A 20,374-nucleotide genomic window follows, 5' to 3' on the forward strand; every position below is an offset into this window, starting at 1 on the left:
CCGGCGGTACCGTCGTGACCATGAGCAGCTCAGGGGCCGGGACAGGGGCGGGCAAGGGCGCAGGGCCGGGAGCGGCCGTGCTCGAAGGGGTGCTGGAGCGGATCACGTACGCCAACGAGGACACCGGGTACACCGTCGGCCGGGTCGACACCGGACGCGGGTCCGGCATGGGGGACCTGCTGACCGTCGTCGGGGCGCTGCTCGGCGCGCAGCCGGGGGAGTCCCTGCGGATGGAGGGGCGCTGGGGGTCCCACCCGCAGTACGGCAAGCAGTTCACCGTCGAGAACTACACGACCGTCCTGCCCGCCACCATCCAGGGGATCAGACGGTATCTGGGGTCCGGGCTCATCAAGGGCATCGGCCCGGTGATGGCCGACCGCATCACCACGCACTTCGGCGTCGACACCCTCGACATCATCGAGCAGCAGCCGAAGCGGCTCGTCGAGGTTCCGGGGCTCGGGCCCAAGCGGACCAAGATGATCGCCGTCGCGTGGGAGGAGCAGAAGGCGATCAAGGAGGTGATGGTCTTCCTCCAGAGCGTCGGGGTGTCCACGTCCATCGCGGTGCGGATCTACAAGAAGTACGGGGACGCCTCGATCTCCGTCGTCAAGAACCAGCCCTACCGCCTCGCCTCCGACGTCTGGGGCATCGGCTTCCTCACCGCCGACCGCATCGCCCAGGCGGTCGGCATCCCGCACGACAGCCCGGACCGGGTGAAGGCGGGCTTGCAGTACGCGCTCTCGCAGTCCACCGACCAGGGGCACTGCTTCCTCCCCGAGGAGCAGCTCATCAGCGACGCGGTGAAGCTGCTCCAGGTGGACGCGGGGCTGGTCATCGACTGTCTGGCAGAGCTGGCGGAGGACCCGGAAGGGGTCGTACGGGAGAAGGTCCCGGGGCCGGAGGGGCCGGGTGGCGAGCCCGTCACGGCGGTCTATCTGGTGCCCTTCCACCGGGCCGAACTCTCCCTCTCCGCCCAGGTGGTGCGGCTGTTGCGGACGGGCGAGGACCGGATGCCGGGCTTCCGGGACGTGGACTGGGGGAAGGCGCTCGGGTGGCTCGCGACGAAGACCGGGGCCTCGCTCGCGCCCGAGCAGGAGGCCGCCGTCAAGCTGGCGCTGACGGAGAAGGTGGCCGTGCTGACGGGCGGGCCCGGGTGCGGGAAGTCGTTCACCGTGCGGTCCGTCGTCGAGCTGGCACGGGCGAAGAAGGCGAAGGTGGTGCTGGCCGCGCCGACCGGGCGGGCGGCGAAGCGGCTGTCCGAGCTGACGGGGGCGGACGCGTCCACCGTGCACCGGCTCCTTGAGCTGAAGCCGGGCGGGGATGCCGCGTACGACCGGGAACGGCCGCTGGACGCCGATCTGGTGGTCGTGGACGAGGCGTCCATGCTGGATCTGCTGCTCGCCAACAAGCTCGTCAAGGCAGTGGCACCCGGTGCCCACCTCCTCCTTGTGGGTGACGTGGACCAGCTGCCGTCGGTGGGCGCGGGGGAGGTGCTGCGGGACCTGCTCGCGGAGGGCGGGCCGGTTCCGTACGTACGGCTCACGCAGATCTTCCGGCAGGCGCAGCAGTCGGGGGTGGTGACCAACGCGCACCGGATCAACGAGGGGCAGCATCCGGTCACCCAGGGGATGAAGGACTTCTTCCTCTTCGTCGAGGACGACAACGAGGAGGTGGGCAGGCTCACCGTGGACGTGGCGGCGCGCCGCATTCCGCAGAAGTTCGGGCTCGATCCGAGGACGGACGTGCAGGTCCTGGCACCCATGCACCGGGGCCCGGCGGGGGCCGGGAATCTGAACGGGCTCCTCCAGCAGGCCATCACGCCCGCCCGGCCCGACCTCCCCGAGAAGAGGTTCGGCGGGCGGACCTTCCGGGTGGGGGACAAGGTCACCCAGATCAGGAACAACTACGACAAGGGGGAGAACGGGGTCTTCAACGGGACCGTCGGCGTCGTCACCGCGCTGGACCCCGTCGAGCAGACGCTGACCGTCCGTACGGACGAGGACGAGGAGGTCCCGTACGACTTCGACGAGCTCGACGAGCTCGCGCACGCGTACGCGGTCACCATCCACCGCTCGCAGGGGAGCGAGTATCCGGCGGTGGTGATTCCGGTCACCACCGGGGCCTGGATGATGCTCCAGCGGAATCTGCTCTACACGGCCGTGACGCGGGCCAAGAAGCTGGTGGTCCTGGTGGGTTCGAGGAAGGCCATCGGGCAGGCCGTGCGCACCGTTTCCGCCGGGCGCCGGTGCACCGCGCTCGCTCACCGGCTCGCGGGCGGAACGTACGTACCGTCCCCTCGGCAGGCCGGTCGGCAAACCACAGGGGGCCATCGGTGGGAAACATCACCCGGGGGTTCCGGAACCGGGGCGAAGGGGGCAGTATGAGCAGGTTGGCGGCACTCAGTGCCGCGAAATGGCCTATTGGCCGACCCCGAGTGCACTCTGCTGAGCCAAGTGGGGGATGGTAGAGACAGTCAGGGCACCTCGAAGAAGAGGCACTACGTCGGTGAGGGATGACGTGAGCGAGAGCGACAACTCTGTAGTACTGCGGTACGGCGATGGCGAGTACACCTACCCGGTGATCGCCAGCACCGTCGGCGACACGGGCTTCGACATCGGGAAGCTTCGGTCCCAGACCGGTCTGGTGACCCTCGACAGCGGATACGGCAACACCGCCGCCTATAAATCCGCCATCACCTACCTCGACGGCGAGCAGGGCATCCTGCGCTACCGCGGGTACCCGATCGAGCAGGTGGCCGAGCAGAGCAGTTTCCTGGAGACCGCCTACCTGCTGATCAACGGCGAGCTTCCGAAGGACGACGAGCTGTCGACCTTCAAGAACGAGATCACCCAGCACACGCTGCTGCACGAAGACGTCAAGCGGTTCTTCGACGGCTTCCCGCGTGACGCGCACCCGATGGCCATGCTGTCCTCGGTCGTGTCCGCGCTGTCCACGTTCTACCAGGACAGCCACAACCCGTTCGACGAGGAGCAGCGCCACCTGTCGACGATCCGGCTGCTGGCCAAGCTGCCGACGATCGCGGCCTACGCGTACAAGAAGTCGATCGGTCACCCGTTCGTCTACCCGCGCAACGACCTCGGCTACGTCGAGAACTTCCTGCGGATGACCTTCTCGGTCCCCGCCCAGGAGTACGTGCCGGACCCGGTCGTCGTCTCCGCGCTGGAGAAGCTGCTCATCCTGCACGCGGACCACGAGCAGAACTGCTCGACCTCCACCGTGCGCCTGGTCGGCTCCTCGCAGGCGAACATGTTCGCCTCGATCTCCGCCGGTATCTCGGCCCTGTGGGGCCCCCTGCACGGCGGCGCCAACGCGTCCGTGCTGGAGATGCTGGAGGCCATCCAGGCCGACGGCGGCGACGTCGACGCCTTCATCCAGAAGGTGAAGAACAAGGAGGACGGCGTCCGCCTGATGGGCTTCGGCCACCGGGTGTACAAGTCCTTCGACCCGCGCGCCAAGATCATCAAGGCGGCGGCGCACGACGTCCTCTCGGCCCTCGGCAAGTCCGACGAGCTGCTGGACATCGCGCTGAAGCTGGAGGAGCACGCGCTCAACGACGAGTACTTCGTCTCGCGCAACCTCTACCCGAACGTCGACTTCTACACGGGTCTGATCTACCGGGCGATGGGCTTCCCCACCGACATGTTCACCGTGCTCTTCGCGATCGGCCGCCTGCCGGGCTGGATCGCGCAGTGGCACGAGATGATCAAGGAGCCGGGTTCGCGCATCGGCCGCCCGCGCCAGATCTACACCGGCGAGGTCCTGCGCGACTTCGTCCCGGTCGAGGGTCGCTGACCCTCCGCCGCTCCGGGCGCGGCACGGCCGGACAACCGGCCGAGTACGGGCCCCGTACTGGCGCCCACACGGGCCCGGTACAGCGAAAAGCGCCCCGCCGTCGATCCCCCCACGGGTCGACGATGCGGGGCGCTTTCCTGTTTTCCCGGATCGGATTCCCCCCACGGGATCCCCACCGGGCTCTGGTGGCTTGCGCCGCCAGAAGTCTCTGGGTGCTGCGTCGTGCGTCCTGCGTCCTGCACTCGTGCGTCCTGCATTCGTACGGCGTACTTCCTGCGGCCGTACGCCCTGCTGCGGTCCGCCAGGACACGTAGCGAACGGGAGGGCCGCTCAAAGCTCCCCGGTGTACGTGTCCCGGCCAACGCTTGCCGGGGACGTCCCCCAAGACATCCCGCGTAGAACATCCCCCAAGACGTTCTTGGCATCGCTTCTTAGACTCGCGACCCCGGCCAATGGTTACCCCCCAAACACAGTGATCTACGTCACTTCGTGATGCTGCACAGTGCTCCACGGATGCGACGCGTTCGTGTGTATTGGTGTACGTCATGTGAAGGTACGTAGCCGAAGGCTGTTTGTCACTACGAAGACGGAAGAGAACGCCATCGCGAATCCCGCGATCATCGGGTTGAGCAGCCCGGCGGCGGCCAGCGGCAGCGCCGCGACGTTGTAGCCGAAGGCCCAGAAGAGGTTGCCCTTGATGGTCGCCAGGGTCCGGCGGGAGAGCCGGATCGCGTCGGCGGCCACCCGCAGATCACCGCGTACGAGGGTCAGGTCGCCCGCCTCGATCGCCGCGTCCGTGCCGGTGCCCATGGCCAGGCCCAGATCGGCGGTGGCGAGCGCCGCCGCGTCGTTCACGCCGTCACCGACCATCGCCACGGTCCGCCCCTCGCCCTGGAGGCGGGCGACCACGGCCGCCTTCTCCTCCGGCAGGACCTCCGCGTACACCTGCGCGGGATCGATGCCGACCTCGGCGGCCACCGCGTCCGCCACCCGTCGGTTGTCCCCGGTCAGCAGCACCGGTACGAGGCCGAGCGCGCGCAGTTCCCGTACCGCCTCGGCACTGCTGTCCTTCACGGTGTCCGCGACGGTCAGCACCCCGCGCGCCTCGCCGTCCCAGGCGACCACGACGGCGGTACGTCCCCGGGCCTCGGCGGCGGCCTTCGCGTCGGCCAGAGGGCCCGGCAGCTCGATCGCGGCGTCGGTCAGGAGCTTCTCCCGGCCCACGAGGACGGCGTGTCCCTCGACCGTGCCCCGCACCCCCAGGCCGGGGACGTTCACGAAGCCGGTGACGGGCGGAAGGCCGGTGATGGGCGGCGGCCCGCCGTCCCCGGCATCCGCCCCGGAAGTCACCCCAACATCCGCCCCGGAAGCCGCCCCGGAAGCCGCCCCGCGCGCGACCGCCCGCGCGATCGGGTGCTCCGACGCGTGCTCCAGCGCGCCCGCCAGCCGCAGCAGTTCGGCCCGGTCGACGCCGTCGGCCACCAGGACGTCCTTCAGCTCCATCCGGCCGGTCGTCACCGTGCCGGTCTTGTCGAGGACGACGGTGTCCACCCGCCGCGTCGACTCCAGCACCTCCGGGCCCTTGATCAGGATGCCGAGCTGCGCGCCCCGCCCCGTGCCCACCATCAGCGCGGTCGGCGTCGCGAGCCCCAGCGCGCACGGGCAGGCGATGATCAGCACCGCGACGGCGGCGGTGAACGCGGCCGTCACGTCGCGCGTGAGCAGCAGCCACCCCACCAGGGTGCCCAGCGCGATCAGCAGCACGACGGGCACGAAGACGGCCGAGATCCGGTCGGCGAGCCGCTGTACCTGCGCCTTCCCGTTCTGGGCGTCCTCCACGGCCTTCGCCATCCGGGCGAGCTGGGTGCCGGAGCCCACCGCCGACGCCTCGACGACGATCCGGCCGCCCGCGTTCACCGTCGCCCCGGTGACCCGGTCGCCGACGACCACGTCCACGGGCACCGACTCCCCGGTCAGCATCGCCGCGTCCACGGCGGAGCTGCCCTCGACGACCGTGCCGTCGGTGGCGACCTTCTCCCCGGGCCGTACGACGAAACGGTCGCCGACGGACAGGAGCCGGACCGGAATCCGTACCTCCTGAACTCCGCGCAGTACGGTCGCGTCCGTCGCGCCCAGCTCCATCAGCGCGCGCAGGGCGGCCCCCGCCTGCCGCTTGGAGCGGGCCTCCAGCCAGCGGCCGAGCAGGAGGAACACGGTGACCCCGGCGGCCACTTCCAGATAGACGGTGGACGCGCCGTCGGAACGCCCCACCGTCAGGTCGAAGCCGTGCCGCATCCCCGGCATGCCCGCGTCGCCGAAGAACAGGGCCCACAGCGACCAGCCGAAGGCGGCCAGGGTGCCGGTCGAGACGAGGGTGTCCATGGTGGCCGCGCCGTGCCGCAGATTGGTCCAGGCGGCGCGGTGGAAGGGCAGCGCGCCCCAGACGACGACCGGCGCGGCCAGCGTCAGCGACAGCCACTGCCAGTTGTCGAACTGGAGGCCAGGGACCATCGACAGCACGACGACGGGCGCGGCGAGCAGCGCACACACGATCAGCCGCTGCCGCAGGACACCCAGTTCCCGGTCGGCCGGCTGCTCCTCCGTCCCCGCCTCCGGTGCCGCGGCGGCGGGCTCCTCGGCGGTGTACCCCGTCTTCACCACGGTCGCGATCAGGTCGGGGACACCGACCGCCGCCCCGTCGTACGCGATGCGCGCCTTCTCCGTCGCGTAGTTGACGGTGGCGGCGACGCCCTCCATCCGGTTGAGCTTCTTCTCGATGCGGGCCGCACAGGAGGCGCAGGTCATGCCGCCGATGGCCAGCTCGACATGCGTGTCGAGAGGGGCGGAGGGGGCTGGTGGGGTGGCGCTGTTCATCGGGGCTCCAGGAAACGGGCGAGGCCGTACCCGGACCAGTATGGGGAACTGGTCCGGGCACGGCCCGAAAGCGGTGGGGCGGCGGTCAGAGGGCGCCGACCAGCTCGTACCCGGCCTCGTCGACGGCGGCCCGTACGGCCTCCTCGTCCAGCGGGGCGGCCGAGACGACGGTGACCTGACCGGTCGAGGCGACGGCCTTGACCGAGCTGACGCCCTCGATCTCCGAGATCTCGCCGGAGACGGCGCCCTCGCAGTGACCGCAGGTCATGCCCTTGACCTCGTACACCGTGGTGACGGCGCCCACGGTGACGTCCGCCGTGCCGGAGGTGCCGCAGGAGCCGGACGGCGAGCAGCAGGAGCCCGCGGCCTGGGGGGTCTCGGTGGTGGCGGCGGTCTGGGTCTCGGCAGTCATGTCGGTGCTCCTCGTGGGAAGAAGTGCGTGGGAAGAAGTGCGCGGGGCGGGTGACGCGCGACGGTGGTGCCCGGGGAGGCCACGGGGCTGCCGTGCCCTCCTGATGCTGCACACACTATACCCCTAGGGGGTATCAAATCCAGCGCTCCCCGCCTCCACGCCCCCTCACTCGTGTCGCGCAGACCACAAAGCTGGGGTAAACGACCTTTATGTCAGATTCGGGGACCCTCATTCTCATCATGGCCGTCGCGGTGCTCGCACCCGTGCTGGCGTACGGGATCGGACGCTGGCTGCCCGTTCCGCTCGTCATCTTCGAGATTCTGTTCGGCATCCTGATCGGGCCCGACGTCCTCGGCTGGGCGCAGCGCGGCGCGGTGATCGACGCGCTCTCGCAGCTCGGGCTCGCGATGCTGATCTTTCTCGCCGGCTACGAGATCCAGTTCGGCAAGGTCCCCCTCGGCACGCTGAAGCGCTCCGCCGCCGCCTGGCTGACCGCCCTGGCGCTGGGCCTCGGTCTCGGCACCCTGCTCGCGAGCCTCGGCGACGACGGGGGCTTCTCCAAGGGCCTGTTCATCGGCACCGCCCTGACCAGCACGGCGCTCGGCACGGTGCTGCCCCTGCTGCGGGACTCCGGCGACCTCGGGGGACGGTTCGGCACGGTGATGATGGCGTTCGGGTCGGTCGGCGAGTTCGGGCCGATCATCGCGATGGCGCTGCTGCTCAGCGGGCGCAGCGCCTGGCAGTCGACGGCGCTGCTCGCCGCCTTCGCCGTACTCACCGCGGCGGCGGTGTACTGGGCGATGCGGCCCAAGCCGCCGTGGTTCTCCACGGTCATCGCCAAGACGCTGCACAGCAGCGGCCAGTTCGCGGTGCGGTTCGTCGTGCTGCTCCTTGCCGTGATGCTGGGGCTGTCGCAGGTGCTGGGCCTGGACGTGCTGCTGGGCGCGTTCGCGGCGGGGCTGGTCACCCGCCTCGTCCTGAACGGGGCCGCTCCCGGCAGCAGCGAGGAGATCCTCTCCAAGGTGGAGGCGATGGGCTTCGGCTTCCTGGTGCCGGTCTTCTACGTCGTCACCGGCATCGAGTTCGACCTGCGCTCGCTGCTGGACGGGGGCCGGGCGCTGCTCCTGCTGCCGGTGTTCCTCGCCCTCTTCGTGGTCGTACGGGGGCTGCCGGTACGGTTCCTCGCGCCGCCCGACCTCCAGGGGCGGGACCGTACGGCGCTGATGCTCTTCAGCTCCACCGCGCTTCCGCTCGTCGTGGCGATCACCACCATCGGCGTCGACGACAAGGTGCTCGCCGAGAGTGAGGCGGCGGCGCTGGTCGGGGCGGGAATGCTGTCCGTGCTGCTCTTCCCGCTGCTGGCGCTGAAGTGCCGGGCGGGGGTGGGGGAGATGCCGAGGCTGGGGCGGGTGGAGTCGGAGTCGTGGTGATGGCTGCGGTAGACGTGCCCCGTCAGGGGCGCGGGCCTGTGCCCCTGTGCGGCTCCGCCGCGCGTGCGCTCCCGGCTCCGCTGGGGCTTGCGTGGACGTGCCCCTTCAGGGGCGCGGGGAGCTGCGCGCCCAGCCACGACGCACCCGCACATCCGAACCCCCAAGCCTCGCGAGTTTAGGTGAAGGGTGGGGTCTCCCCTGCTCGAACGAAGTTGAGAGCTTGGGGAAGGGTCTGGGGCGGCCCGCCGCAGGCGCACCGGGGTGCGGCGCACCCATAGGCGGAGGTAACAACGGGCGGCTCCGGGGTGGGCCCGGAGCGAGAGGGGCCGCCCCCTTGCCCGCCCGTTCCGCCCCCGGGGGGCGGCCCCGCCGCCCAAGGGGGCTCGGCGGAGGCGTCGCCCAAGGGGGCTGGGCGAGACGCCGTCCAAGGGGACGAGGCGGAAGCGGAGCCCAAGGGGGGAGGGTGGTCTCGCCTTTCGAGGGGGGGTGGGCGGCGCGGAGCGGCCCACACCCTCGGCCTCGGGCGGCCAGCCCTGCCAGGCAGGACGGGCGGGTCAGTCGCGCCGCCCTCTGTTGCCGGGCCGACGCGCCACCCAACCCCGGATGGTGTCCGCGTACCAGTAGGGCTTGCCGCCCTCCACATGGTCGGGCGGCGGCAGCAGACCGTGCTTGCGGTACGAGCGCACGGTGTCCGTCTGGACCTGGATGTGCGCGGCGATCTCCTTGTACGACCAGAGTTTGTGGTCCGTCATCATCGGTGCACCTCCCTGCGACGTCCGCAGCCACGGCCGGGGGGCCGTCGGGGGAGCTGCGGCTGTCGCTGGCGATCACTCAGCCTCTGCCCCGTGAACGACACTCCGTGACGATGAGAGTGGGCCTGTGGTGTGCCTGTGACGGAAGGCCCGCGTAATGGCGACAAGCGTGACGCGCGGGACACCTCCGTGACGGAAGTGGTGCGGAGGAGGACCAGGACACGCCGGCCGGGCCGGGCCGATGTGCCCGGCCCGGCCCGCCCGGGGGTGTAGTGCGGGGCCGATCGGGTGAAGTGGGGCGGCGGGGCAGCGGGACAAGAGGGTTCGGCGGGCAGGCTCGTCGTCGAAGACACCCGGTCCCACCAGGGGGAATCCCGTTCCATGACACCCACGCGACTCGCTACCGCCACCGCAGTCACCGTGTTCGCCGCCGGACTGCTGGCCGTTCCCGCCGTCCGGGCCGACGACACGCCCTCGCCTCCCGTCCTCAGTGCCGAGCAGCAGCGGACCGAGGCCGGGGCTCAGGCGCGGAACGCCAAGGAGGTGTACCTGTACGCCAACAACGTCAACCTCCGCGTGGCACCGCGCACCAGCGCGTACGTCCTGGCCACCAAGTCCCGCATCTGGCTCCTCGACTACTGCCAGACAAACAAGAACACGACCCCGGTGAAGGCCCCCGACGGGACCGTGAACCGCTGGTGGAGCAAGGTCACGCTGCCCAGCGGAAGCGACTTCGCCTGGGTGAGCAACGTCTACCTGCGCGGCGGCAAGAAGATCGCCGGAGTCCGCGACTGCTGATCAGAGACCGGCACATGGCCCCCGCCCAGGAAGCCCCGCCCCCTTCAGGAAGCCCCGCACCCCCGCAGGAACTCCCGCGTCCGCCGTGCGATCGGCAACGGCACGTCCGCCGCGCACGGATACATGTCCTGCTCGACGATCGCGAACAGCTCACTGTCGCGCGCCTGGGCGAGCCGCTGCGCTGCCACCAGCACTGGTGCCAGTTCGGGCACCCCTCGTGGTGGCTCGCACATCACCCCCAGCCCCACCGCGGGCCCGAACGGCAGCTCCTCGTCCCGGACCCGCGCCAGCACCACCGGATCGACCTGCTTCAGGTGCAGATAGCCGATCCGCTCCCCGTACGTCTCGATCAGCTTGACGCTGTCGCCCCCGCAGTACGCGTAGTGCCCGGTGTCCAGACACAGCGACACCAGCCCCGCGTCCGTGCCGTCCAAGAGCCGTACGACGGCCTCCTCGCCGTCGACGTGGGTGTCCGCGTGCGGATGCACGACCACCTTCAGCCCGAACTCCTCCCGCACCTGCCGCGAAAGACGCTCCGTCTGCGCGGCGAGCGTGCGCCACTGCGCGGGCGTCAGGACGGAGTCCTCCAGCACCTCGCCGGTCCTGTCGTCCCGCCAGAACGCCGGGATCATCACCAGGTGGTCCGCGCCGACGCCCCGCGCCTGCCTGGCCACCGCCGAGACGTGTGCCCAGGTCGACTCCCAGTGCCGCACGCCCTCGCGGTGCAGCGCGGTGAAGACCGTACCGGCGGAGGTCCGCAGGCCGCGTGCCTCCAACTCCGGCAGCAGCACGGACGGTTCCGTGGGCAGATAGCCGTACGGACCCAGCTCGATCCACTCGTAGCCCGCAGCCGCCACCTCGTCCAGGAAGCGCCGCCAGGGCACCTGCCGGTCGTCGGAGGGGAACCAGACGCCCCAGGAGTCCGGGGCGGAACCGATCCTGATGCGCGTGTGACGTCCGTCGGCGGCCATGGGGGAAGGGTCCGGGCCGGTCGGGAGGGGTGTCAAGGGGACGTCCTGGCAGGGGCGTCGGGGTGAAGGGGAGCAAGCGGTCGTCCGTATGTCCTGACAAACCATTGACAGTGTTCCGAGCCCGCGGATAGACCTGAAACCGCCGCCGTCCACCCGCCGCCACCACGCCGATCCGCACGGAGGAGGGGCTCGTGTACGACCTGATCGTGATGGGCCGCCTCGGCGTGGACCTCTATCCGCTCCAGCCCGGCGTGCCGCTGGACCGGGTCGAGACCTTCGGCCGGTTCCTCGGCGGCTCGGCCGCGAACGTGGCGGTCGCCGCGGCCCGGCTGGGGTGCCGCGTCGCGCTGGTCTCCCGTACCGGAGCCGATCCCTTCGGGGCTTACCTGCGAAGGGAGTTGGCGGCCTTCGGGGTCGACGCGCGGTGGGTCACGGAGGTCGCCGACCACCCCACCCCCATCACCTTCTGCGAGGTCTTCCCGCCGGACGACTTCCCGCTGTACTTCTACCGGCGGCCCCGCGCACCCGACCTGGAGATCCACCCCGGCGAGAGCGACCTCGACGCCGTGCGCGCCGCCCGCGCCTTCTGGGCCACCGGTACGGGGCTGTGCGCGCAGCCCAGCAGGGACGCCACCCTGGAGGCCCTCGCGGCCCGTTCGCGCGCCCCGCACACCGTGCTCGACCTCGACTGGCGGCCCGTGTTCTGGACCGGGCAGGACCCGCGCCCGTACTACGAGCAGGCGCTGCGGCACGCGACGGTCGCCGTCGGCAACGTGGACGAGTGCGAGATCGCCACGGGCGCGCGCGCACCACGGGAGGCGGCCCGCGCGCTGCTGGACGCGGGGGTGACGCTCGCCGTCGTCAAGCAGGGGCCCGAGGGGGTGCTCGCCGTGCACCGGGACGGCACGGAGGTACGGGTGCCACCTCTTGAGGTGAAGGTGCTCAACGGGCTCGGCGCGGGGGACGCGTTCGGCGGGGCGCTGTGCGAGGGGCTCCTCGCGGGGCGCCCCCTGGAGGACACCGTACGGAGGGCGAACGCGGCGGGGGCGCTGGTGGCCACCCGCCTGGAGTGTTCGTCCGCGATGCCGTACGGGCACGAGATCGACGCACTGCTGACGACGACGGGCGGTACGGAAGTTGAGTGAACATCCCCAGCATCTCCATGTGGCGGCCGGGGCCGAGGCGCACGGGCCGTACGTCCTCGACATCGGACCGAAACGGGCGGGCTGGGAGTACGCGTCGCTGCGCGTGCTCGAACTGCGGCCCGGCGGCTCCCACCACCTCCCCACCGGGGACTGCGAATGGATCGTGCTGCCGCTGGCCGGGGCCTGTAGCGTCCTGGTCGACGGAGTGATCATCGAACTCCGGGGCAGAGCAGGGGTGTTCGACGGGGTCACCGACTTCGCGTACCTCCCGCGCGACGCCCACGCCCAGATCGCCTCCGGTGCGGGAGGCCGCTTCGCCCTGGCAGGAGCGAAGTGCGAGCGACGACTCCCCGCCCGTCACGGCCCCGCGCCGGAGGTCCCCGTGGAGTCCCGGGGCGGCGGCCGCACCGCGCGCACGGTACGGAACTTCGCGGCGGCGGACGCCTTCGCCTGCGACCGGCTGATCGCCGTGGAGGTCGTCACCCCGCCGGGGAACTGGTCCTCGTACCCGCCGCACAAGCACGACGAGGCGGTCCAGGGGCGGGAGTCGGTGCTGGAGGAGGTCTACCACTACGAGATCGAGGGCGGCTGCGGCATCGGCTATCAGCGGGTGTCGCCCTCCCGCCCCGGCGGAGCGGACCTCCTCACCGAGGTCCGCTCCGGCGACACGGTCCTGGTCCCCAACGGCTGGCACGGGCCGTCCATCGCACCGCCCGACCGCGCCCTCTACTACCTGAACGTCATGGCGGGCCCCACCCGCACCTGGCACATCACCTTCCAGGACGACCACGGAACCCCCTACCGCTAACAGCGGAACGAGCCCAGCCCCCTTGTACTTCGCTTCCGCCTCGCCTCCTTGGGCGGCGGGGCCGCCCCCCGGGGGGCGGAACGGGCGGGCAAGGGGGCGGCCCCCTCACCGCGGCCCCACCCCGGCTCCGCCCCGCCCAGCCCCCTCGCTCCCGCCCCACCCGGATGCTGGCCCCGCCCGCCCCCACTCCCGCCGCACCCGGCCAGGAAGCCCGCCCCACCCCCGTAACGCCACCCCCTCCGGAGGAGGAAGCCCCTCATGCCCCCGCCGAACACCCGCCGCCTCACCACCGCCCAAGCCCTCCTCACCTTCCTCACCCACCAGTTCACCGAACACCACGGCCCCCGCCGCCGCCTCCTCACCGCCACCTGGGGCATCTTCGGCCACGGCAACGTCGCGGGCCTCGGCCAGGCCCTCACCGAGCTCGGCCCCGACCGCATGCCCTTCCACCAGGGCCGCAACGAGCAGGCCATGGTCCACGCCGCCACCGCCTACGCCCGCCACAGCAACCGCCTCTCCGCCCACGCGGTCACCACCTCCATCGGCCCCGGCGCCACCAACCTCGTCACCGGCGCCGCCCTCGCCACCGTCAACCGCCTCCCGGTCCTCCTCCTCCCCGGCGACACCTTCGCCACCCGCCCCGCCGACCCCGTCCTCCAGCAGCTCGAAGTCCCGCACTCCGGGGACGTCACGGTCAACGACTGCCTCCGCCCCGTCTCCGCGTACTTCGACCGCGTCACCCGCCCCGAAGCCCTGATCCCCGCCGCCCTCGCCGCGATGCGCGTCCTCGCCGACCCCGCCGCGACCGGGTCCGTCACCCTCTGCCTGCCGCAGGACGTCCAGACCGAGGCGTACGACTGGCCCCAGGAGTTCTTCCGGGACCGCGTCTGGCGGGTCCGGGCCCAGGCACCGGACCCGCACGACACCTTCCACGCCGCGAAGGCGGTACGGGCCGCCCGCCGCCCCCTCCTCGTCGCGGGCGGCGGCGTCCGCCACAGCCGCGCCCAGCACGACCTCGCCCGCTTCGCCACGCGGACCGGCATCCCCGTAGCCTCCACCCAGGCGGGCAAGGGCTCCCTCCCGTACGACCACCCCGCCGACGTCGGCGGCATCGGCCACACCGGCACCGCCGCCGCCAACCACCTCGCCCGCACCGCCGACCTGGTGATCGGCGTCGGCACCCGCTGGACGGACTTCACCACCGCCTCCCGCACCCTCTTCCAGAACCCCGAAGTCCGCTTCGTCAACCTCAACATCACCGACTTCGACGCCCACAAGCTGAGCGGCCTCGCCCTGGTCGGCGACGCGGGCGCGGGCCTGCGCAGGCTGGGCGAAGAACTGCGTGGCAAGACGCGCGTCGAACCCGTCGACGGCGGCACCGAGTACGTCCCGCACTACCGCACCGACGAGGCGTACCGGACGGAATGCCGTACGGCGAAGGGGGGCTGGGAGAGGCACGTCGACGCCGCGTACGCCGTCCACGACGACAAGGCCGCCCCCACCCAGGCCCAAGTCCTCGGCGTACTCGACACGTTGGTCACCCCCGATGACATCCTGATCAACGCGGCCGGCTCGCTCCCGGGCGACCTCCACAAGCTGTGGCGCACCCGTTCGCACGACCAGTACCACGTCGAATACGGGTACTCCTGCATGGGTTACGAGATCCCCGCCGCCATCGGCGTCCAGCTCGCCGCACCCGACCGCCCCGTCTGGGCGCTGGTCGGCGACGGCACGTACCTGATGAATCCGACGGAAATCGTCACCGCCGTACAGGAGCGTCTGCCCATCAAGGTGGTGATCCTCGACAACCGTGGGTACGCCTCCATCGGTGGCCTCTCCGAGACCGTCGGCGCGGAGCGCTTCGGCACCGACTTCCGCTTCCGCGCCCCCGACGGCACGTACACGGGAGACCCCCTGCCCCTCGACCTCGCCGCCAACGCCGCATCACTGGGCATGCGTACCCTGCGCGCCGAAACCATCGCTGACCTGCGGGAAGCCCTCCAAGAGGCGCGTGCGAGCACGGTTCCCACATGTGTCTACGTCCGGACCGAAACGGGCGACACAGTGTCGGGCCCCGCGACGGGCGCCGCATGGTGGGATGTTCCCGTGGCCGAGACCGCGACCCGCCCGTCGGCGGTCCTGGCCCGCGAACAGTACGACCGGCACGTCGCAGCCCGACGCCACCACCTCTGAAGGAGTGCAGTTCATGAAGACCGTCAACCACTGGATCGGTGGCAAGACCGTCGAGGGTGCGTCGGGCAACTGGGGCCCCGTCACCGACCCGGCCACCGGCGCCCCCGACACCCGTGTCGCCCTCGCCTCCGTCGAGGAGGTGGACGCCGCCGTCGCGTCCGCCAAGGCCGCGTACGCGACGTGGGGGACCTCGTCCCTGTCCACCCGCACCGCGATCCTCTTCCGCTACCGCGCCCTGCTGGACGCGCACCGCGACGAGATCGCCGCGCTGATCACCGCCGAGCACGGCAAGGTGCACTCGGACGCGCTCGGCGAGGTGGCCCGCGGCCTGGAGATCGTCGAGCTGGCGTGCGGCATCACCACGCAGCTCAAGGGCGAGCTGTCCACCCAGGTCTCCAACCGCGTGGACGTCTCCTCGATCCGCCAGTCGCTCGGTGTCGTCGCGGGCATCACGCCGTTCAACTTCCCGGCCATGGTGCCGATGTGGATGTTCCCGATCGCCATCGCGTGCGGCAACACCTTCGTGCTGAAGCCCTCCGAGAAGGACCCCTCGGCGTCCCTGCGCCTCGCGCAGCTCGCCACCGAGGCCGGTCTGCCGGACGGCGTCCTGAACGTCCTGCACGGTGACAAGGTCGCCGTGGACCGCCTCCTGGAGCACCCGGACGTCGCGGCGATCTCCTTCGTCGGCTCGACCCCGATCGCCCGTCACATCCACGCCACCGCCTCCGTCAACGGCAAGCGCGTCCAGGCCCTCGGCGGCGCCAAGAACCACATGCTGGTCCTCCCGGACGCCGACCTGGACGCCGCCGCCGACGCGGCCGTCTCCGCCGCGTACGGCTCGGCCGGTGAGCGCTGCATGGCGATCTCCGCCGTCGTGGCCGTCGGTGCGATCGGCGACGAGCTCGTCGCGAAGATCGTCGAGCGCGCCGAGAAGATCAAGATCGGCCCCGGCAACGACCCGACGTCCGAGATGGGCCCGCTGATCACCGCCGCCCACCGCGACAAGGTCGCCTCGTACGTCACGGGCGCCGCCGCCCAGGGCTCCACCGTCGTCCTCGACGGCACCGGCTACACGGTCGAGGGCTTCGAGAACGGCCACTGGATCGGCCTGTCCCTCCTGGATCACGTGCCGACCGACTCCGACGCGTACCGCGACGAGATCTTCGGCCCGGTGCTGTGCGTGCTGCGCGTGGACACGTACGAGGAGGGCGTCGCCCTCATGAACGCGTCCCCCTTCGGCAACGGCACCGCCATCTTCACCCGTGACGGCGGTGCGGCGCGCCGCTTCCAGCTGGAGATCGAGGCGGGCATGGTCGGCGTCAACGTGCCGATCCCGGTCCCCGTCGGCTACCACTCCTTCGGTGGCTGGAAGGACTCGCTCTTCGGCGACCACCACATCTACGGCAACGACGGCATCCACTTCTACACGCGCGGCAAGGTCACCACGACCCGCTGGCCGGACCCGGCCGACGCTCCCTCGGGCGTCGACCTCGGCTTCCCCCGCAACAACTGACCCACCCTCACCTGCGGGTGTCGGCCTTCCCCCGGGCCGACCCCGCTCCCTGGCGGCCCCCACCGGAACCTCACCTCCGGCGGGGGCCGCTCCCTCTTCTCGACCGAGCAACAGTCGGGGCACACCCGCTGCGACCCACCCCTTGGGCTCCGCCTCCGCCTCGCCCCCTTGGGCTCCGCCTTGCCTAGCCCCCTTGGGCGGCGGGGCCGCCCCCCGGGGGGCGGAACGGGCGGGCAAGGGGGCGGCCCCCCTCGCTCCGGGCCCACCCCGGTGCTGGCCCCGCCCCACCCCACCGCCGCCCGCCCTCTCCGAGGGAGCCCCGCCCTACCGCTCGCCTCGCCCCACCCCGCCAAGCGCCAAGCGTTACGCGTGGCGATACACCTCCCCCGCCTCCACCACCCCCGGCGCGAAGAGCCGCTCCACCGACACCAGGGTGAAGCCCCGCTCCCGCAATCCCTTCACGATCCCCGGCACCGCAGGCACCGTCCCCTCGTAGATGTCGTGCAGCAGCACAACCCCACCCCTCTTCGCCGACTTCAGAATCCGCTCCTCGATCACCTTCGGATCGTGCTCCCGCCAGTCCAGCGCCCGCGAGTTCCACAGGATCTGCGCCAACCCCAACTCCTTGCACAGGGCCGCCACCTCCGCGTTCGTCCGCCCCTGCGGCGGCCGCATCAGCGTCGGCCGCCGCCCCGTCACCTGCTCGATGGCGTCCTGCGTGAGCACCAGCTGCCGCCGCGCCTCCGCCACCGGCACCTCGGTGAGCCGAGGGTGCGTCCACGAGTGGTTGCCCACTTCGTGCCCCTCGTCGGCCATCCGCCGCACCAGCTCCGGGTACGTGAAGACCGGCCCCTTCCCGATCAGGAAGAACGTCGCCGGAACACGCTCTTCCGCCAGCAGGTCGAGCAATTCGGCCGTGTACCGGCCCGGCCCGCCGTCGAAGGTCAGCGCCACGCACTTGGCCACCCGGCAGTCCACGGGCTCCGCGGTCGGACCGTCCGCGAATCCGGTCAGCAGGGCGGCGACCACCAGCGCGGCGGCGGAGATCAGGGAGCGGCGTAGTTTCGTCACCGCACACCGGTACCAGCGGCGGCCCCCCGCACAAACGCCCCGCCCACCCCAGGTCACCCGGTCAGCGCGTCACCGGCTCTCAACGGGCCGTACCGAGGGAAGCGCGCGGGGGACCGCCCGGAGGGCACAGGGAGGACACGGAGGACACGGAGGACACGAGAGACAGGGGAGACAGGGAGGACAGAAGAGTCCCGATGGCGACCGTCGCCCCCGTCTCCTCGTCCTCCTCGACACGGGCCACCAGCCCGCCCCGCACCATCGCCGCCACCGTCCGCTCCGCCTGCCGCTCGCTCGTCTCGATCAGCAGGCTGCCGCCCGGTGCCAGCCACCGTGCCGCTTCCGCCGTCACCCGGCGCTGCACGTCCAGGCCGTCCACGCCGCCGTCCAGCGCCACGAGGGGTTCGTGGTCGCGCGCCTCGGAGGGGAGGAGGGGGATGTCCTGGGTCGGGACGTACGGGGCGTTGGCGACCAGGACGTCCACCCGGCCCCGTATCCCGGCGGGCAGCGGCGCGTACAGGTCCCCCTCGTACACCCGCCCGCCCACCGGCTCCACGTTCCGCCGCGCGCACCGCACCGCCGCACCCTCCACGTCGGCGGCGTACAGCTCGATGCCCGGCAGCCGGGCCCCGAGCACCGCCGCGGCAGCGCCCGACCCGCAGCACAGGTCCAGCACGACGGCCCCCGGCTGCCGTGCGGCGGCCAGCGCGACGGCGTGCCCGACGAGGAATTCCGTACGGGGGCGGGGGACGAAGACACCCGGGTCGACGGCGATACGCAGCCCGCAGAACTCCGCCCAGCCGAGGACGTGTTCCAACGGCAGCCCGTCCACCCGCAGTTCGACCAGTTCGGCGAGCGCCTCGCCCCTGCGGCCGGTGGACAGCAACAGTGCCGCCTCGTCCTCGGCGAACACGCAGCCGGCCGCACGCAGTTGTGCGACGACAGCGGAGACCAGAGCGGTGGAGGGAGCGGCAGAGCGCGCGGGGGAGAGCGTGGTGAGCGACATGGGAGAGCCTTTCGGAATGATTACCGAGGGCGCTCTTTGGCCACGTCCGTTACGACAGTGACGATGACGGAGTCGTACGGCGACCGAGAGGCGAGAGCACCCAACCTGCGACAGCGGTAATGGGTCCCACCTCCTTCGGCCTGGGCCCGCTCGTACGGCGGGCAACGCGGTCTGAACCGTACCCGAGCAGGTCAGCCCCTGTACAGACCTGTGGAAAACGCGGGGGCGGGCACCTCCGCGAAGGTGCCCGCCCCTCTGCTCACGTGCCCGCGTCAGCCACGCGCGGCGGCCGGACCTCGGGAGCTGCGGCGGTGCTGGGGTGCGGCCTGCCCTGCGACGATCACGGCTTCGCCCGGCACGCCTACTTGTTGACGGCGAAACGCATCAGGGCCTGCTCGTCGCCCTGCTTGATCTTGCCGGTCGTGTTGATGACCTCCAGCTGCCAGCTCTGGCCGTTGCGCACCGCCTTGGCGACCGCGCAGCCGTTGTCGCTGGTGAGCAGCGACGGCCAGATGTCCGCGACCTGCTGGACGCTGCCGCCCGTGGCGTCGTACACCTTGAAGCTGATGTTGCGAGCCTTGGAGAAGGCCGCGCCCTTCTTGTAGGCGGCGGCGACGAACACGATCGACGTGACGTTCGGCGGCACCTTGCTGAACTCGACGGTCACCGTCTCGTCGTCACCGGCGCCCTTGCCGGTCTGGTTGTCGCCGCTGTGCACCAGGCCGCCGTTGCCCAGCGGGTCCAGGGAGTCCAGACCGGCCAGCCGCACCGGGTCACCGCCCGCCATGGCGATGGCGATCAGGTCGAGGTCCGTGCCGACCGTGCGCATGAGCTTGCCCAGGACGCCGCCGCTGCTGCCGGAGGTGGGGTCCCAGGACACCCCGATGGACATGTGGGTCACACCGGCCAGGTCCGCCGGTCCGTCTTCCTTGCTGAGCGTGATCATGTGCGATCCCTTTGCTGGTGGACAAGTGAGTACAAAGTCTGCATCGACCATTCGAACGTACCTGGGGCGGGGTTGGTTCCAGCCACGTGAGGGCGTCCTGCTCGCGGCTCAGGCGTCGAAGTCCCAGGTCAGCATCGCGAACACGCCGTCGGACCGGGCGCCCGACGCCGTGTAGGTGGCCAGGGCCGCCGCGTTGTCCGTGTCCACGCCGACCCACATGCCGTAACAGCCGCGCTCCCGGGCCTGCGCCGCCAGCGCCTCGGTGAGTGCGCGCCCGATGCCGCGCCTGCGGTGGGCCTCGTCGACGGACAGCTCGTACAGGCACATCTCGGTGCCCTTGTCGGGGTGCGTCATCTCGATGCCCGAGACCATCCCGGCCGGGAAGCCGTCGACGTACGCGATCAGCATCAGATGGCCGGGGGCGGCGAGGAAGCGCGCCGCCCACTCCTTGAGCGCGGGCCCGTCGTACAGGTGCTGGGCGTCGATCAGTTCGCCTGTGCTGGTGGCGCGGCGGATCTCCATGCGGGCGCTCCCTCGGGGGTCGGGTGTGCATCCAGCGCTGGTGTGCGCTGCGTGCATCCAGCGCTGGTGTGCGCTTCCGGCATCCTGCGCTGGTGTGTGCGTGCCGGTCTGGACGTACACCGG

General features: G+C 71.4%; 16 protein-coding genes. 8 read left to right on the plus strand and 8 right to left on the minus strand.

The genetic code is table 11. The features are described 5' to 3' along the window. The first annotated feature begins 20 nt into the window (after positions 1 to 20). A complete protein-coding gene (locus OG897_RS06690; RefSeq protein WP_266653805.1) occupies positions 21 to 2,384 on the plus strand; it encodes an ATP-dependent RecD-like DNA helicase in 2,364 nt (787 codons plus the stop codon). Positions 2,385 to 2,517: 133 nt separating this feature from the next. Then, positions 2,518 to 3,813, plus strand: a complete 1,296-nt coding sequence (locus OG897_RS06695) for a citrate synthase (protein ID WP_266653807.1) — start codon at positions 2,518 to 2,520, stop codon at positions 3,811 to 3,813. Positions 3,814 to 4,356: 543 nt separating this feature from the next. Here OG897_RS06695 and OG897_RS06700 read toward each other — a convergent pair. Both OG897_RS06700 and OG897_RS06705 read right to left on the minus strand, forming a co-directional pair. Beyond that, the gene (locus tag OG897_RS06700) at positions 4,357 to 6,687 is read right to left on the minus strand and encodes a cation-translocating P-type ATPase (RefSeq protein ID WP_266653809.1); all 2,331 of its coding nucleotides are present in this window, start codon (positions 6,685 to 6,687) and stop codon (positions 4,357 to 4,359) included. 85 nt (positions 6,688 to 6,772) lie between these two features. Then, on the minus strand, positions 6,773 to 7,099 hold the full coding sequence (locus OG897_RS06705) for a heavy-metal-associated domain-containing protein (RefSeq protein WP_266653811.1): 327 nt from the start codon (positions 7,097 to 7,099) through the stop codon (positions 6,773 to 6,775). A gap of 209 nt (positions 7,100 to 7,308) precedes the next feature. Between OG897_RS06705 and OG897_RS06710 the strand changes: the two genes are divergently transcribed. Beyond that, positions 7,309 to 8,529, plus strand: coding sequence for a cation:proton antiporter (locus OG897_RS06710; RefSeq protein WP_266653813.1), 1,221 nt, complete (start codon positions 7,309 to 7,311; stop codon positions 8,527 to 8,529). Between the two features lie 554 nt (positions 8,530 to 9,083). Here the strand turns inward: OG897_RS06710 and OG897_RS06715 are convergent. After that, positions 9,084 to 9,281: an AlpA family transcriptional regulator gene (locus OG897_RS06715; RefSeq protein WP_266656617.1), complete on the minus strand. Its 198-nt coding sequence runs from the start codon at positions 9,279 to 9,281 to the stop codon at positions 9,084 to 9,086. Between the two features lie 381 nt (positions 9,282 to 9,662). On the opposite strand from OG897_RS06715, the gene OG897_RS06720 reads away from it, so the two are divergent. Further along, positions 9,663 to 10,079, plus strand: a complete 417-nt coding sequence (locus OG897_RS06720) for a peptidase M23 (RefSeq protein WP_266653815.1) — start codon at positions 9,663 to 9,665, stop codon at positions 10,077 to 10,079. A 44-nt stretch (positions 10,080 to 10,123) separates the two neighbouring features. Here OG897_RS06720 and OG897_RS06725 read toward each other — a convergent pair whose 3' ends face one another. Beyond that, positions 10,124 to 11,050 carry a sugar phosphate isomerase/epimerase gene (locus OG897_RS06725; RefSeq protein WP_266653817.1) on the minus strand — a complete coding sequence of 309 codons (927 nt, stop codon included), beginning with the start codon at positions 11,048 to 11,050 and terminating at the stop codon, positions 10,124 to 10,126. A gap of 209 nt (positions 11,051 to 11,259) precedes the next feature. Here OG897_RS06725 and iolC point away from each other — a divergent pair, with 209 nt between their 5' ends. The 4 genes from iolC (at position 11,260) to OG897_RS06745 (ending at position 16,709) form a co-directional block, all read left to right on the plus strand. Then, positions 11,260 to 12,195 carry a 5-dehydro-2-deoxygluconokinase gene (gene iolC / locus OG897_RS06730; RefSeq protein ID WP_266656619.1) on the plus strand — a complete coding sequence of 312 codons (936 nt, stop codon included), beginning with the start codon at positions 11,260 to 11,262 and terminating at the stop codon, positions 12,193 to 12,195. After that, complete coding sequence (gene iolB / locus OG897_RS06735; protein WP_266653819.1) at positions 12,188 to 13,003, plus strand: 5-deoxy-glucuronate isomerase; 816 nt, start codon at positions 12,188 to 12,190, stop codon at positions 13,001 to 13,003. Before iolC ends, iolB begins: the two co-directional genes overlap by 8 nt. Before the next feature lie 258 nt (positions 13,004 to 13,261). Next, on the plus strand, positions 13,262 to 15,196 hold the full coding sequence (iolD, locus tag OG897_RS06740) for a 3D-(3,5/4)-trihydroxycyclohexane-1,2-dione acylhydrolase (decyclizing) (RefSeq protein ID WP_266653821.1): 1,935 nt from the start codon (positions 13,262 to 13,264) through the stop codon (positions 15,194 to 15,196). Positions 15,197 to 15,209: 13 nt separating this feature from the next. Then, positions 15,210 to 16,709, plus strand: a complete 1,500-nt coding sequence (locus tag OG897_RS06745; protein WP_266653823.1) for a CoA-acylating methylmalonate-semialdehyde dehydrogenase — start codon at positions 15,210 to 15,212, stop codon at positions 16,707 to 16,709. A 363-nt stretch (positions 16,710 to 17,072) separates the two neighbouring features. Here the strand turns inward: OG897_RS06745 and OG897_RS06750 are convergent, their stop codons facing one another. The 4 genes from OG897_RS06750 to OG897_RS06765 all read right to left on the minus strand — a co-directional run bounded on the left by OG897_RS06750 (position 17,073) and on the right by OG897_RS06765 (position 20,251). Continuing rightward, on the minus strand, positions 17,073 to 17,780 hold the full coding sequence (locus OG897_RS06750; RefSeq protein ID WP_266653825.1) for a polysaccharide deacetylase family protein: 708 nt from the start codon (positions 17,778 to 17,780) through the stop codon (positions 17,073 to 17,075). 79 nt (positions 17,781 to 17,859) lie between these two features. After that, positions 17,860 to 18,783 carry a putative protein N(5)-glutamine methyltransferase gene (locus tag OG897_RS06755; RefSeq protein WP_266653827.1) on the minus strand — a complete coding sequence of 308 codons (924 nt, stop codon included), beginning with the start codon at positions 18,781 to 18,783 and terminating at the stop codon, positions 17,860 to 17,862. A gap of 361 nt (positions 18,784 to 19,144) precedes the next feature. Continuing rightward, positions 19,145 to 19,729, minus strand: coding sequence for a TerD family protein (locus OG897_RS06760; protein ID WP_266653829.1), 585 nt, complete (start codon positions 19,727 to 19,729; stop codon positions 19,145 to 19,147). A 108-nt stretch (positions 19,730 to 19,837) separates the two neighbouring features. After that, positions 19,838 to 20,251, minus strand: coding sequence for a GNAT family N-acetyltransferase (locus OG897_RS06765; RefSeq protein WP_266653831.1), 414 nt, complete (start codon positions 20,249 to 20,251; stop codon positions 19,838 to 19,840). Between the last annotated feature and the right edge of the window lie 123 nt (positions 20,252 to 20,374).

Source organism: Streptomyces sp. NBC_00237 (assembly GCF_026342435.1).
Classification (GTDB): domain Bacteria; phylum Actinomycetota; class Actinomycetes; order Streptomycetales; family Streptomycetaceae; genus Streptomyces.